We start from the raw sequence: 13,829 nt of genomic DNA, 5'->3' as shown, positions 1-13,829 counted from the left end.
CGTAAGCAGCGGCAATGCCTTAAATCTACAAGCTATGCGAATTTCTGCAAGAGGTTGGCGATGACGCGAATATGTCAAACAAGGAAAGGCATGGCGCGATTTTCGAGCTTGCCGCTGTGAATTTCCGGCATGGCCTGCCGTCCGGTGTCGCTGGTGAGGGGTATGTGCTCCAGAGCGTTTATGAAAAAGATATTCCGCTAAATGGGGGGCTATGTATATGGCGATTGATTATTCTGCTCTCTCAGAGAGCGTCAATACCACCCGATGCTGGTCGATCAGCAGATGCAGTTCCCAGTCTTGCCGTTGCTGGTTGCACACTGGCAAGGCAGTCCGTGTCCGCCACTGCCCATCGCCGATTGCCTGTAACTGATAGCGATTGGGGCCCATTTCCATGCCCTGCATTTGCCACGAGGCACTGACCTTGTGCCCAGGCCCTTCCAGGGTCAGGAAGAAAGGAGTCCCCGCACGAAGTGGCTGATCGCTGCTTAGCCGGTATGCTTGTCCTTGCAGCGTGAAGCTGCAGCCCAGCTGCGGGTTGGCACAGCGGGCTTGCAGCGTCATCGCGGGCGCGCCTTCCCATTGCTCACGGATGGCTGCACCATTGAACCACAGCACGGGCAGGAGGATGGCCGCCAGCAGCGACAGGGCCAACTTTGCTTTCGTCATGCGAGCGCCCAGCCATCGCGCAGTGTGGCGATGCCCTGTGCGCCGTGCTGCAATGCGGTTGCCAGCAGGCCGGGGTGCATGCCTCCGAGTGCATATACCGGCACTGACCAGCCGGAAGTGAGGCAAGCGGCGAAGCCATCCCAGCCCAGCGGTGGCGCACCCGGATGGCTGGCCGTCTCGCAGACGTGGCCGAGCAGCACGTAATCCAGCCCCAGTGATTCGGCTGCGGCCAGCTCGGCCGTGTTGTGCGTGGATGCACCGACCCAGTCCAGACCTGAGGGGCGATGATCCAGCGCCAGTAATTGCCGGCTGCTCAAGTGCACGCCATCAGCGCCAATCTCGCGAGCCAGCGCGACGTCGCCATGCACCAGCAGCTTGCAGCCGGCAGGCCGCGTCAGCGCCTGTACCTGTTTCGCCAGTGCGGCGAACTCGGCGACGGGTAGCTGTGGCTCGCGCAGGATCAGCCAGCGCAGTCCATCATCAAGCCGTCGCTTTAAGGCCGGAAGGAAGGCGCAGCCCAATTCGGAGGCATTCGAGAGCACCAGTTGCTGTGGCAGTGCCAGCCCGCGCAGCAGTGGGCCGTTGGCGGGCAGGATGGGCGAGACAGACAGCGCGCCGGGGCGCTGCCAGGCAAACTGCTGGCCTTCTTTTGGGTGGGGTTCGCCTTGCCAGGCGGTCACGCGGAAAAAATGCAGCTCGACATGCGCGTGCGGATAAACAAAACGCTGCACCAGCCAGGGAGTAGCCATGCTTACCGTGATGCCCATTTCCTCGTGCAGCTCGCGTTCCAGTGCCGCCAGCGGTGTTTCGCCTTCCTCCAGTTTTCCGCCGGGAAATTCCCAGTAACCGGCATAGACTTTGCCGGCCGGGCGGCTCGCGAGCATGAATTGCCCCTGACCGTCCAGCAGAATACCGGCGGCGACACGGGTGAGTTTGGCGTGGGCGGTATGGCTCATTGAGATTCGCACAGCAAAAAGGAGCAATTGTAGCGCAAGCCGCCTTGCACTTTGGCGCGGAGCCCCGATCTCGTAAGCAGGGCCGACGTGGCCACTCGCGGAACTCAGCATGCTGTCCTTTCTGAAACGGGTATTTTCCGGCGCAGCCGGCGCGCAACCGGCGCTGCAGCTCGACGATTCGCTCTGGCAGCATGCAACTGCCTGCGGGCTGTTTCGTGGCCTGACAAGTGATGAATTGCTGCGGCTACGGGCCATTGCCGATCACTTTCTGGCCAGCAAGGTGTTTACCGCGCTGGATGGCTTGCAGCCGGACGCTGCCGGGCTGGCGCGACTCGCCGCGCAGGCCGCCTTACCAGTGCTGAATCTGGGTAAGGAGGCCTACGACGACTGGCAGGAAGTGGTGCTGTATCCGGCGCAATTCCGCGGTCGCATGCGGGTGGCTGATCCGATCGGCGTGGTGCATGAGTATGAAGAAACGTATTCCGGAATGGCCCATCAGGGTGGCGCGCTGGTGCTGTCCTGGCAGGATGCACAAGCCTCGCCCGAGCTGGATGCGTGGAATGTGGTGATACACGAGCTGGCGCACAAGCTGGATATGCGCAACGGTTACCCCAATGGCAATCCGCCACTGCATGCCGGCATGGATGGTATGCGCTGGCAGCAGGTATTCCAGCAGGCGTACACGCATCTGCAGCAACGCGCCGATCTGGGGCACTACACCAGTATTGATCCCTATGCAGCCGAATCACCGGCCGAGTGTTTTGCCGTATTCAGCGAATATTTCTTCGAATGGCCGCATACGCTCAGGCGCGAATACCCTGCTGTCTATGAGCAACTGGCCGAATTTTACCGGCAGGATCCGGCTGCACGCCTGCCGGATATCCGCTATCGTGCCGTTCCGGATGAGATGGAGAGCGTGCTGTGGTGAGCTGCGGACTGATACGTGAAGGTGCCGACTCGGCTGTGCTGGCACTGGCCGAGGCGTACGGCCTACCGCTCTGGGAGAGCTGGCCAGCAGATGCCGACAGTGCGCTGTTCTGGCAGGAAGGCGCCCTGGTGCTGTGTCGTCGTGGGGAAAAAGGGGTGGTCGGCGTCGATTTTGCTGGCGGGGCAAGTGCGCACCGGCGCAAGTTCGGCGGGGGGGCGGGGCAGCCGGTGGCCCGGGCCATCGGCGTCAAGGGCGATTACCGCCCGCGGATACTGGACGCAACGGCAGGGCAGGGGCGTGATGCCTTTGTGCTGGCGAGTCTGGGCTGCAGCGTGACGCTGGTCGAGCGTCACCCGGTGGCTGCCGCGCTGCTCGCAGACGGGCTGGCGCGGGCCGCAGTGAGTGACGATGACGCGGTGCGGGCGATTGCCGCGCGCATGACGCTGGTGCATCGCGATGCGCTGGGTTTTCTGCAGGAGGCTGCAGGGCGCGGCGAGCGCTGGGATGTGGTATTTCTTGATCCGATGTTTCCCGAGCCGGACAAGCGCGCCAAGGTCAAGAAAGAAATGGCGGCCTTCCAGACGCTGATCGGTGGCGATCGCGACGCCGATGCACTGCTGATCCCCGCTCGCCATGTGGCCGGCAAGCGTGTGGTCGTCAAACGGCCGAAGCTCGCGCCGTTTCTTGCGGGTGCGCAGCCATCGTTCCAGTACCCGGGCGAAAGTACGCGCTTTGATGCTTATTTGCCTCTTGGGGTATAGGGGTTTGGCCTTTTATGTATAAAGGCTACAGGGCGATACCTACTTGAGTTTGTCCAGAATCGGTACTTCGCCGCTGCGGTCGAAGTCCACTCCGCCCGGCACCATCGGCAGATAGAGCGTGCCGGTGGCGCGATAGTTCAGCGGCTGATCCGCGGCCATCAGCCGGTTCAGCGTCTTCAGGGCGCTGGCCAGATTTGACGTCACCTTGATCTTGACCGTGGTATCCGAGAGCGCTGCCAGGCTGATTTTCTGGTTGCTCAGCCCCTCGGCGAACGGCTTGCCGTTGACCTCCAGGCTGGCCTTGAGTCCGTCGAGCGGAATGGCAAAGCCATTGGGATTGCTGACCCGCAGCTGCAGCTCGAAACGCTGTTCCAGGAGCCCCAGCTCCTCGATACGGATCCCGGAAATATTCACCTGCGGCCTCTGGAACAGGCCGGTATTGGCCGCACAGCCAGCCAGCACCAGGGCCACCAGCAGGATCAGGGGTTGAAGCAGTTTTTTCATCGCGACCCTCCTTCGGGCTGGCAGGATTGCAGGCGGCAAGCAATCTCGCCATCGATGTTCAGCGCGCCGCGCTGATCGGCATGCAGCACCGCAAAGGTGATGTCGGCTTCGACCACAACCTTGCGGTTGTCCTTGCGGCGAATGGTCTGATGGATGTGGCCGCTACGGGCAGCCAGCCCGGCCAGCGTGGTTTCGATCAGCAGCTCGTCGCCCATGGTGGCAGGGCGCAGATAGTCGATCGCAATGCGCGAGATGACCAGCGAATAGCCGTGCTCCATGAACCATGCCAGGCTGCCGGCATCTTCGAGGAAGTTCCAGCGCGCTTCTTCCAGGAATTCGAGATAGCGTGCATTGTTGACGTGGCCGTACAGATCGAGGTGAAAACCGCGTACCTTGATGGTCGAAAGATGGCTCATGAGATGCACCGCCGAGGCGCAGCTGACGTAAAGTTGCCATCTTAGCTTTGAAATTCTGCTCGGTGTTGGACATAATCCCGCGAATGCAGAATGACAGCAACAGCCGGCATGGACTGGCATAACCCGCGGCACTGGCAGCACCACGTGCATCTCGAGTGGCGGCACGCCCGCCGTTTTCGCTCCTGCCTGCTCACCGTTCTGGCCTGTGTGCTGCTGATCGGCAGCATTCCCTACTTCCTCTCTTTCGATACGCTCAAGCAGTTTCTGGTCAGCAGCCTGAGTGCCGATACCGGCCGCACCCTGCGCATCGATGGTCGTGCCCGTGCGGTACTGCTGCCGCGCCCGGCGCTCCTGCTGGAGCAGGTTTCGCTGAGTGAACCCAACCGTCCGGACGAAACCTTCGCCCTGGCGGATTCGCTGGAAGCGCGTCTTGATCTGTGGTCGCTGCTGCGGGGCAAACCGAAACTGCGCGAGCTGGAAATCGAGCGCCCCGAATTGCGCATCCGCCGCGATCGGGAGGGCGCATTCAACTTCGATGACCTCCTGCGACTGGAAGGCTCCGGAATCCGCGTTGCGCTCAACGTCGTGCGTTTCAACGACATGCGTATGCGCATCAGTGATGAATTTACCCGCCAGACCTTCAGCTCTTCGGCGCTGGATGTGAGTCTGGAGAATCTGTCCGATCCGAAAAACGGCCGTCTGACCATGAATGGCATTGTCCAGGTCGGCCCTGACGAAAAGACCCGGCTCTGGCAGGGTATCCTCACTGCCAATGCCGCGATGCGCTATTCCGAGAAGGAACGCCGTCTGCGGATTGCCGATCTGCAGATTGACGTCCAGCAAGAAGGTGCCAGTGCCCCCAGCCTCCAGCTGAAGGACACCAAGGTGTCGATGCTGGGCAACCTGGATTTCAGCTGGAATCCGCTACGCTTTGTCGGTGGTGACCTTAAAGTGACCTCGTCGGGCAAGCGGGCCGAGCAGAACTGGACCGGGGAGCTGGTCGTTCCCGAGATCCGCATTGCCAATGGCGTGCTGGCCCTGCACCGTCTGAAAATGCTCGTGAACATGAAGAGCCAGGCGGGCCGCTTCCTGGCCGCATTCGAAGTCCCCACACTTGCTGGAACACAGCAGGGCATTCTGCGCACCGATGCCGCCCGCATCCAGGTCGAGCTGGGCAGCCCGCAGCAGACGCTAGCGCTGAATTTCAGCAGCCCGCTGGAAGTGCATAATGGTTCGCTGCTGCGCCTGCCGGATTACCGCCTGCAGGGTAACTACAGCAACCGCAGTCTGCCGCGCGGAGCCATCCCCTTTGATCTGCAGGGACGTGGCGAACTCGATCTGGGGAGTGAGACCCTGTATTTCGATAATGCGGGTGCGCTGGATAATTCTCCGTTCAATGCTCGCATCGGTATCGAGAATTTCGTGAATCCGGCGTACTCGGTTGATCTGGGTGTAGACCGGCTTGATCTGAGCCCGTATCTGCCTGCCGTAACCGAAGGTGCCAAGACTGCGGATCAGGATAGCCCCTTCGATTTCTGGTGGCTGGAGCGCATGAATGCGACCGGCAGCATTCGTATCGGCGAACTGGTGCTGCAGAAAATGCACATCAATGACCTCGCGTTCCGCCTGCATGCCAGCGATCGCAAGCTGGTGCTGGATCCGCTGGCTGCACGCCTTTACGGCGGACGTTTGTCCGGACGGCTCGAGCTGGACACCAGCAAGCCCGAGGCAACCGTGCGTGTTCAGCAAACACTCAGCCGCATGGATATCAATGCACTGCTGAATGATTTGCTCGATACGCGGCGTTTCGAGGGCTTCGGCTCCCTGCAACTGGATGTGGCGGCAGTGGGGGACCGGATGAGCGACTTCCGCCGCACTGCGGGTGGCAGCGTGCACATGCAGCTCAGCAAGGGGGCGATCCGCGGGGTCGACTTCCCCGCCGCGCTGCGGGTAATCAACCAGCAGATCAAAGCACTCAACGGCGAACCGGTTGATTTCAGCAGGCTCAATGCCGCGACGTCGTTCAGTGAACTGAATGCCGGCTTTGTTCTGCGGCACGGTGTGGCTACCAACAGCGACATGAGTATCGATGCGGGCATCGTCAAGCTGCGTGGCAATGGTGTGGTCGATTTTGCTGCTGGCGAGATCGATTACCTGATCAATGCCAGTCCCAACCCGCAGGTGCCCGAGTTGGCCGGCCTGCGTGGCATGACCGTCCCGGTATCGGTGCGCGGGCCGCTGGCCACGCCTCGTTACGAAGTCGATTACGCCAGCCTGCGCGAGCAGGTGGAGAAGCAGCAGGCCGCAGCGCTTGCCAAGCCGCCGCTCAAGGCCGCCGGCAGCAAGAAAAACTGATGTCGGCCGCCCCCTTTTCCCGAAGGCTGCTGGACTGGCACGCTACGCACGGCCGCCATGACCTGCCCTGGCAGGTGAGTGACCCCTACCGCGTGTGGCTGTCGGAAATCATGCTGCAGCAGACGCAGGTGATCACCGTCATTCCGTATTACCAGCGCTTTCTGGAACGCTTTCCCGATGTCGCCAGCCTCGCTGCCGCCCCGGTGGACGACGTGCTGGCACTGTGGAGCGGGCTGGGCTACTACACCCGCGCGCGCAACCTGCACAAGGCCGCGCAGGCGGTGATTGAACGCCATGGCGGGGCATTCCCGCGCAGCCCCGCCGCAATCAGCGAGCTGCCCGGCATTGGTGCCTCGACTGCCGCCGCGATTGCCGCCTTCAGCTTCAACACCCGCGCAGCGATTCTGGATGGCAACGTCAAGCGCGTGCTGGCGCGCTGGGCCGGCATCGACGGGCTGGTGGCGCAGAAGGCTATCGAGAAGCAGCTGTGGGCGCTGGCCGAATCGCTGCTGCCCGATGGCCCCGACATGCCAGCCTACACGCAGGCGCAGATGGATCTGGGCGCCACCGTCTGCACGCCGAAAAAACCGGCCTGCCTCGCCTGCCCGCTGCAGGACGATTGCGTGGCAAAGCGCGACGGCCGGCAAGCCGAGCTGCCGACGCCCAAGCCCAAAAAAATCATCCCGAGCAAAACCACCGTCATGCTGCTGATCCGCGATGGAGCTGGCCGCATCCTGCTGCAGCAGCGCCCGCCCAACGGCATCTGGGGTGGGCTGTGGTGCCTGCCCGAAGTGCCGAGCACGCTGGCGGCTGTAGCCGACGCGCGAGCACAGCTGGGCTGCGAAATCGAGCTGGATGAAACCGGCGAGGACTTCGTCCACGTCTTCAGCCACTACCGCCTGACCATCACCCCGCAATACGCTACCCTGCTGCGCGAAATCCCGCAGGCGCGCGAGGCTGGACTGCAGTGGTTTGCGATCCCTGATGCGCTGGCGGCCGGCATCCCCAAGCCCTTGCGCAGTCTGCTGGAGCGCTGATGCGCAGGCAGCTTGCTGGCTTGCTCCTTGGCCTGAGCGCACTGGCGCACGCCGGCGGCGATGGCGCGTATTACCGGGTGCTGGCGCTGTCCCAGAGTGGCGAGGAGCACCGCATCGTGCTGCAAGGGCACACGACGGCCACTGGCGTGGTTAGTGGCGATTGTCCGCGGCTCACCATCCTTAGCCGTTTCGAGCCATGGGGCTGGTGGTCAGGCAAGCGCTGGCCTGCCTCAGTTAATTCTGTGGCTCATGCCGAGGCTCTGCAGGTGCTGCGCGAAGCGCAGCTGCGGCAGCAGATTCTTTTCTTTGGTCAGATGGGGCGCGGGCTTGAACCCGAGCCCGGGCAGGCCTGCACCTATCGTTCACGAGCCCTGCAGGCCTGGCCGGCTCGTCCGGCCCAAGACCCCTCGCCAGCGGCGCGGCGCTGGATACTCAGCTATTACCATGGCGTGTGAGCCGCGCATCCGTCAGGCCGGCGCTGACGAAGGCCCCGCACTGTTCGCCGTCTTTTACTCGGCCGTGCATCAGGTGTGCAGCCGCGACTACACCCCCGCGCAGTGCGCGGCCTGGGCGCCGGCAACGCTGGATGCGCCGGACTGGCATGCGCGCATCCTCGCCCTGCAACCGCTGGTGATTGACGTGGCTGGCGAAGTCGTCGCGTTTGCCGATCTGCAGGCCGACGGACAGATCGACTGCTTCTATGTGCACGGCCAGCAGCAGGGCAGGGGTTATGGGGGTATGCTGCTGCAGGCTCTGATAGCAAAAGCCTCTGTCATGAAACTGGCTGATGTATATAGCGAAGTCAGCCTGAGCGCGCAGCCTTTCTTTCTGCGGCATGGTTTCGTGATCGAGCAGGCGCTGCGCGTGCAGTGCCGTGGGCAGTGGTTCGACAATGCCCGAATGCGGTTAACACTGGGAACGAGCTGCTAAGCGTGCCTTAGCTGGCTGCAGCAGCGCCGGCTGGCAGAACTTCATAGGGAGCGCACCGGCTTCCCGGTGACTGCGCTGATCCGGGCGGCGGCAATGGAGGCATCGACATCGCTCAATGATTTGCCTATCAGCACTGATCTGAACCAGCCATTGAGTTTCAGGGATACTTTCCAGTACTCAGGCCTGTCGCTGGTGGCGGCGTAATGCGTCAGATCAATCGAACGAATATCGTGAAACCTGGCCAGTCGGCGACTTGCCTTCCATACGCTGCGACTGCGCAACGTGAACTCAATCAACCGGCTGCCTGCCTGGATCTGCAAGGTGGTTTCATCGTGCAGGGCAATGTCGAGCGAGTACTCGGACCAGAGCCAGTCTCTGAGGGTTTGCAGGAGAGAAATGAGTATTTGCATAGGATTCATGGTACCGATTACTGCCAGCCCTCGATTAGGGTAGGTGCTTCTGCGCCCAGTTTCTCGCTTCAGCCACAGACATGAATGCGCCCATATTGCTGACGCTATAGGGCGGGGCATCGGGCAGGCTGCCAAAAAACTGGGAGTAAACGCGGGCAGCGGTATTGAGTTGGGAAAACTCATCGTCAGACAGCTGCCCATCTGCTTCGAACGGCGAATAGAAATACTCGTAGTTGCTGATTGTCACGTTGCAGGGGTTCTCGAAAATAGATGCTTTGTGGTGGACGCGCCTGACATAGTCCGTTGATTCGTGGCAAGGCTCTGGCATACCATGCGTGCCATTACTTTTCAGCAAGCACGACAGTGGCCATGTGGGAACAAGGGCAAATATCCAGACAATGCCTCTTCTGGATGAGCGAGCGCGATATCGTTCAGTTCAGTACAGCGCTGCAGCAGCTGGATTTGCCTTGGAGCGCCTCGCTGCTCTCCCCGCATCACTTGAATTCGTCCCGCAACTTTCCTTCCCTGATTGAAGCACTGGATTACGGCACGGGCAGTGCTTACTGCCACTTGGCGCTGGGCTCGGTTTCTTTTCACGATCCTGAGCGACATATTGCCGGTAATCGACAATCCACAGCCAATCACAAAGATAACTATTCCCCCGATTTCGTCTACCCGCCAGATGGGGTACTCGTTGGGTATGGGGATATGGCTGTGCGCTGGAATAAGCAGGATGGCGACGAGCAACAGCAAGCCATCATGGCTGCACAGGTTAAATCGATGTTTAGTCTGCTGACCAAGTGTACTCTGCCTGCCAAGCTCCAGACTACAGGTGGGCGCCCCGTGAATGGTTACCGCATCGGCCCCGACATGCAGGTTCAGGCACGCACTCATCAATGGTTCCTTAAGTCCAATGGCCCTACGCTTCGGCTGATCTGACAGGCGTATGACGAATCGTATCCCCAATCAGACAACCTTGAGAGCCGGGTAGTCTTTCTTTGGCATGGTTTTGTGATCGAGCAGAGTCAGCGCGTGCAGTGCCGCGGGCACAGGCTTGACAATGCCCGCATGCGGCGGGCGCTGGATGCGGCAGTCTGATGATATACCTGCTACTGTAATGCCTGGTGGGCTATGTATAGATTGGCTTACGTTGTAATACCTAGGCTTTCTGCTCGGCAATGGCATCCTGCCAGTATTTGATGTTGCTCTCGGTGATCGCGTGGTATTCGCTGAGAATGGCATTGAGCGCCTCGTCCTCGATCAGCTGCAGATTGCTGCACTGGAAGGCCAGCCGGTCGCGTAGCGCCTTCAGGCGCAGGTGGATGGTGTTGTGGCGCATCCAGTATTCCTCGATGTTGAGAAAGCTGCTGACGCCTCCCAGAAACGTCATCACCGCACCGAGCACCAGCGCGATGTTCTTGGCGTACGGCGCCAGCCCGGCCACATCCAGCCCCAGCACGATGGTGGAGATCGCTGCAAGCCCAAGCAGAGAGAAGCGCAGCACGTAGGTGATGCGTTTGAGTTTCTTGCTTTTCAGCGAGGCGTAGTGCTCGAAGTGGTTGATGCGCGCCAGCAGAAAACGCACGCGACTGTCGGGGTGCTGCTGTTCGATGTGCTGCAGGAGATCGTTGTGCATCGCGTATCCACCAAGAAAATGTTCCGCATCATATCCGGCTCGACCGACTTGAGCCGCTGTGCCGAACGCCCAGTGTTGCCATGACGCATCGGGCGGACTGCCCCTTGTCATCCACCCGCGTTACAATCGTTTCTTTTGCCGCTTTTCTGGAGCCTGCCATGCCCGTAAATGTTCCTTCGCTTGAATCGCTGACCCTGCATCCCGTTGCCGGGGTCGAGCTGGGGATTGCTTCGGCAGGCATCAAGAAGCCCGGGCGTCGCGATGTGCTGGTGATGCGGCTGGCCGAAGGCACCCGCGTGGCGGGCGTGTTTACCCGCAACAAGTTCTGCGCCGCGCCGGTGCGCATCTGCCAGATGCATCTTGCTGATCGCGCCGACATGCGCGCGCTGGTGGTGAATACCGGCAACGCCAATGCCGGCACCGGCCTGGATGGCCACGAGCGCGCCAAGTCGGTGTGCTTCGCACTGGCCGAGCTGCTGGGCGTGGCACCGGCGCAGGTGCTGCCGTTTTCCACCGGCGTGATTCTGGAGCCGCTGCCGGCGGACAAGATCATCGGTGCGCTGCCCGCAGCAATTGGCGACCTCAAGCCGGCCAACTGGGCCGATGCAGCCAATGCCATCATGACGACCGACATCGTTCCCAAGGCGGCATCGAAGCAGATCGTGCTGGGCGGCAAGACCGTAACACTGACCGGCATCAGCAAGGGCAGCGGCATGATCCACCCGAACATGGCGACCATGCTGGGCTATCTGGCCACCGATGCCGCCGTGGCGCAGCCGGTGCTGGAATCCTTGTTGCGCTGGGCGACCGACCGTTCGTTCAACTGCATTACGGTGGATGGCGACATGTCGACCAACGACAGCTACATCCTGATGGCGACCGGCCAGGCCGGCAATGCCGAAATCGATTCGGAAAACCACGCCGATTTCGCCGCGCTGCGCGATGCCGTGCTGGAAATCAGCCAGCAACTGGCGCAATACATCGTGCGCGATGGCGAAGGCGCGACCAAGTTCATCACCATCAACGTCGAAGGCGGCAAAACGTGGGACGAGTGCAAGGACGTCGGCTACGCGATTGCCCGCTCGCCCTTGATCAAGACCGCGATGTTCGCGTCCGACCCCAATCTGGGCCGCATTCTGGCGGCGATTGGCTACTCGCCGGTCGAGCTGGATGTCGATACGCTGGAGGTGTGGCTGGGTGACGTGCTGGTGGCCGAGAAGGGCGGCCGCGCGGCCAGCTACACCGAAGAACAGGGCCAGCGCGTGATGAACGAGCCGGAAATTGCGGTAACGGTGAAGCTGAACCGCGGCGACGTGGCGGCGACTGTGTGGACCTGCGACTTCAGCTACGACTATGTGAAGATCAACGCCGATTATCGTAGCTGAGCGACACGGTGTTGCCAGCAAGCCCCGCGCAGCGGGGCTTTTTCTTGTCTTTCTTCATGCGGTCTGTTTAAGTCAGGCTTCGTCTTGCTTGGAGGTGTAGCGGCTATGAATTTTCATGATCTCTCGCGCCTGATTGTGCGCCTCTCGGGCGCCTTCATCATGACGACCGCATTAGCCTGGTGGCCCAGTTACATCCAGGCGGCACTTGGCTTGCTGCCGCATGCGCCACTGGCTTTCGTGGGTAATGCCCTATTACCGGTCGCATTGCCGCTGCTGATAGGCTTGGGCTTGTTTCTGTTTCCGAGTGTCATCAGCCAGCGCGGCTTGCCTGCAGCCGGGGATGGTCAGTCATTGCCGCCCAACTGGCCGGCAATTCTGGAGCGTATCCTGCTTGGTCTGCTGGGCATCTATCTGCTCTCAAGGGCAATGTCTGATCTGGTCTTCGGGCTGATCAAGCGCGGCGCCATCCTGAATTACTTTGCCGAGCAGGCTCCGGGCCTGCCCTTGCCAATCGAAATGGCGAGCGAGCTTTATGGCAATCTGGTCGCTTCGGCAGTCGAATTGCTGGTCGGGTTGGCCCTGATTCTCGGGGCGGGTGGTTTGCAACGTGTATTGGCCCGGGTGCGTAGCAGTGGCCATTGATTTTCTGGCGGGGGACGCCGCAGAAGGCGCAGAGACCGACAGCACGCTGCTGCTGCTGCTTTTTCCCTTGCTGCATGCCTTTCCCGGGGATGTTCGAGCTGCGCTGCTGGCGGAAGGGGACTGGCATTCGGCCAGAGCAGGCGAACTGCTCTGGCAGGAAGGCGATGCGATAACCGGCCTGCTGCTGCTAAGCAGTGGCGTCGTGCGGGCAACCGCCAACGCCGACGATGGCCCGCGCGCCTATCTGTACGGCCATATGGCGGCCGGCGCGGTTGCAGGATTGCATGTTCTGTTTACCGAGCCGGTCGCGCAGGTCAATCTGGTGGTGCAGGAAGACTGCCGCTATCTCACCTTGCCGCTGACGGCATTGCGCCGCGCACTGGACGCGCATCCCGCAGCCTGGGAGGCGGTGGCGCGCGAGCTGGCGCAAGGGGTCTACCATCTGGTCAATTCACTCAATCTGCTGGGGCAGAGCAATGGCTATCAGCGCCTGCGCCGGCTGCTGGTGCGGCTGGACCGGCGTGCACGCAATTCGCACGACATCAGCGGGGTGGCGCTCAGCCAGCAGGAGCTGGCGGCGCGCATCGGCCTGTCGCGCGAGATGGTCAACCGCATGCTGGGAGAATTGCGCAGCGGCGGCTACCTGACCCAGGACGAGCGCGGGCGTTTTCTCATCCTTAAACCGCTGCCGCACGCGTTCTGAGCGCGTGTGCGAAACCGCACACGCTATTAAGCATTTTCATTCATGCGCTTAGCATGGGTTCCATCGCAATCCGAATGTTGCAAGGAGCCCATCATGAAACAACTGTTGATCTGTCTGGCCGCTGCACTGCTGGCTGCCCCGGCCATGGCCGGGATTCACTCCGAAGTCCGAGAGGGTGCCCGTGAAGTGCACCGGGCCAAGGTGGATGGTGCCCGTGAAGTCATGGCTGAACGCCGCGAAGCCGCCCGTGATTATTACAACGCCGACAATGCCTGGGAGCGCCGTCAGGCAATCCGCGAAGGTGCTCGCGAAGTCCGTGCGGCCAAACGCAAGGCTGAGCGGGAAGTGCGCTCCGAGCGCCGCGAGGCACGCCGGGAAATTCGTCGCGAGATCCGTAAATCCCGTTGGGATTAAGCAATGTCCGGCATCTTCTTGTCGTGCAGTCAGTCGCTGCCGGCAAGGCGCATACACCTAAAGGAGAAACGCATGTCCATGGGGAT

At 61.4% G+C, this 13,829-nt stretch carries 18 protein-coding genes; 11 read left to right on the top strand and 7 right to left on the bottom strand.

Annotated elements, in window-relative coordinates:
• Positions 1–228: 228 nt before the first annotated feature.
• Positions 229–666, bottom strand: coding sequence for a hypothetical protein (locus INR99_RS13965; protein ID WP_194116981.1), 438 nt, complete (start codon positions 664–666; stop codon positions 229–231).
• On the bottom strand, positions 663–1,622 hold the full coding sequence (locus tag INR99_RS13960; RefSeq protein ID WP_194116980.1) for a Nudix family hydrolase: 960 nt from the start codon (positions 1,620–1,622) through the stop codon (positions 663–665). Before INR99_RS13960 ends, INR99_RS13965 begins: the two co-directional genes overlap by 4 nt.
• A 109-nt stretch (positions 1,623–1,731) precedes the next feature.
• Between INR99_RS13960 and INR99_RS13955 the strand changes: the two genes are divergently transcribed.
• Both INR99_RS13955 and INR99_RS13950 read left to right on the top strand, forming a co-directional pair.
• Complete coding sequence (locus tag INR99_RS13955; protein ID WP_194116979.1) at positions 1,732–2,550, top strand: M90 family metallopeptidase; 819 nt, start codon at positions 1,732–1,734, stop codon at positions 2,548–2,550.
• On the top strand, positions 2,547–3,311 hold the full coding sequence (locus tag INR99_RS13950; RefSeq protein WP_308431499.1) for a class I SAM-dependent methyltransferase: 765 nt from the start codon (positions 2,547–2,549) through the stop codon (positions 3,309–3,311). Before INR99_RS13955 ends, INR99_RS13950 begins: the two co-directional genes overlap by 4 nt.
• A gap of 39 nt (positions 3,312–3,350) precedes the next feature.
• Here INR99_RS13950 and INR99_RS13945 read toward each other — a convergent pair whose 3' ends face one another.
• Positions 3,351–3,815: an LEA/WHy family protein gene (locus tag INR99_RS13945; protein WP_194116977.1), complete on the bottom strand. Its 465-nt coding sequence runs from the start codon at positions 3,813–3,815 to the stop codon at positions 3,351–3,353.
• Entirely contained in the window at positions 3,812–4,231 is a 420-nt protein-coding gene (locus tag INR99_RS13940; RefSeq protein ID WP_194116976.1) for an acyl-CoA thioesterase, read from the bottom strand. Before INR99_RS13940 ends, INR99_RS13945 begins: the two co-directional genes overlap by 4 nt.
• A gap of 90 nt (positions 4,232–4,321) precedes the next feature.
• Between INR99_RS13940 and INR99_RS13935 the strand changes: the two genes are divergently transcribed.
• The 4 genes from INR99_RS13935 to INR99_RS13920 are packed head-to-tail and all read left to right on the top strand — an operon-like array spanning position 4,322 to position 8,553.
• The gene (locus tag INR99_RS13935) at positions 4,322–6,586 is read left to right on the top strand and encodes an AsmA family protein (protein WP_194116975.1); all 2,265 of its coding nucleotides are present in this window, start codon (positions 4,322–4,324) and stop codon (positions 6,584–6,586) included.
• Positions 6,583–7,623, top strand: a complete 1,041-nt coding sequence (gene mutY, locus INR99_RS13930; protein WP_373308294.1) for an A/G-specific adenine glycosylase — start codon at positions 6,583–6,585, stop codon at positions 7,621–7,623. Before INR99_RS13935 ends, mutY begins: the two co-directional genes overlap by 4 nt.
• Positions 7,623–8,078, top strand: a complete 456-nt coding sequence (locus tag INR99_RS13925) for a hypothetical protein (protein ID WP_194116973.1) — start codon at positions 7,623–7,625, stop codon at positions 8,076–8,078. The genes mutY and INR99_RS13925 overlap by 1 nt, the downstream gene beginning before the upstream one ends.
• Positions 8,068–8,553, top strand: a complete 486-nt coding sequence (locus INR99_RS13920) for a GNAT family N-acetyltransferase (RefSeq protein WP_194116972.1) — start codon at positions 8,068–8,070, stop codon at positions 8,551–8,553. Before INR99_RS13925 ends, INR99_RS13920 begins: the two co-directional genes overlap by 11 nt.
• A gap of 41 nt (positions 8,554–8,594) precedes the next feature.
• Here INR99_RS13920 and INR99_RS13915 read toward each other — a convergent pair whose 3' ends face one another.
• Both INR99_RS13915 and INR99_RS13910 read right to left on the bottom strand, forming a co-directional pair.
• The gene (locus INR99_RS13915) at positions 8,595–8,972 is read right to left on the bottom strand and encodes a hypothetical protein (protein ID WP_194116971.1); all 378 of its coding nucleotides are present in this window, start codon (positions 8,970–8,972) and stop codon (positions 8,595–8,597) included.
• A gap of 25 nt (positions 8,973–8,997) precedes the next feature.
• Entirely contained in the window at positions 8,998–9,210 is a 213-nt protein-coding gene (locus INR99_RS13910) for a hypothetical protein (protein WP_194116970.1), read from the bottom strand.
• Between the two features lie 122 nt (positions 9,211–9,332).
• Between INR99_RS13910 and INR99_RS13905 the strand changes: the two genes are divergently transcribed.
• Positions 9,333–9,902 carry a hypothetical protein gene (locus INR99_RS13905; RefSeq protein WP_194116969.1) on the top strand — a complete coding sequence of 190 codons (570 nt, stop codon included), beginning with the start codon at positions 9,333–9,335 and terminating at the stop codon, positions 9,900–9,902.
• A gap of 220 nt (positions 9,903–10,122) precedes the next feature.
• Here INR99_RS13905 and INR99_RS13900 read toward each other — a convergent pair whose 3' ends face one another.
• Positions 10,123–10,599 (bottom strand): DUF4231 domain-containing protein, encoded by a 477-nt coding sequence (locus tag INR99_RS13900; protein WP_194116968.1) that lies wholly within the window; start codon positions 10,597–10,599, stop codon positions 10,123–10,125.
• 158 nt (positions 10,600–10,757) lie between these two features.
• On the opposite strand from INR99_RS13900, the gene argJ reads away from it, so the two are divergent.
• From argJ to INR99_RS13880, 4 genes are all read left to right on the top strand, one after another.
• Positions 10,758–11,984 carry a bifunctional glutamate N-acetyltransferase/amino-acid acetyltransferase ArgJ gene (gene argJ / locus INR99_RS13895; RefSeq protein ID WP_194116967.1) on the top strand — a complete coding sequence of 409 codons (1,227 nt, stop codon included), beginning with the start codon at positions 10,758–10,760 and terminating at the stop codon, positions 11,982–11,984.
• Between the two features lie 105 nt (positions 11,985–12,089).
• Positions 12,090–12,626: a hypothetical protein gene (locus INR99_RS13890; protein WP_194116966.1), complete on the top strand. Its 537-nt coding sequence runs from the start codon at positions 12,090–12,092 to the stop codon at positions 12,624–12,626.
• Positions 12,616–13,329, top strand: coding sequence for a Crp/Fnr family transcriptional regulator (locus INR99_RS13885; protein WP_194116965.1), 714 nt, complete (start codon positions 12,616–12,618; stop codon positions 13,327–13,329). Before INR99_RS13890 ends, INR99_RS13885 begins: the two co-directional genes overlap by 11 nt.
• 93 nt (positions 13,330–13,422) lie before the next feature.
• Positions 13,423–13,743: a hypothetical protein gene (locus INR99_RS13880; RefSeq protein ID WP_194116964.1), complete on the top strand. Its 321-nt coding sequence runs from the start codon at positions 13,423–13,425 to the stop codon at positions 13,741–13,743.
• Positions 13,744–13,829: the final 86 nt, after the last annotated feature.

Origin of the sequence: Chitinilyticum piscinae (assembly GCF_015223195.1) — a bacterium.
GTDB classification, from domain to species: Bacteria; Pseudomonadota; Gammaproteobacteria; order Burkholderiales; family Chitinibacteraceae; genus Chitinilyticum; species Chitinilyticum piscinae.
Note: the sequence above shows the minus strand (reverse complement) of the source record. Positions and strands in the feature narration are given on the sequence as shown.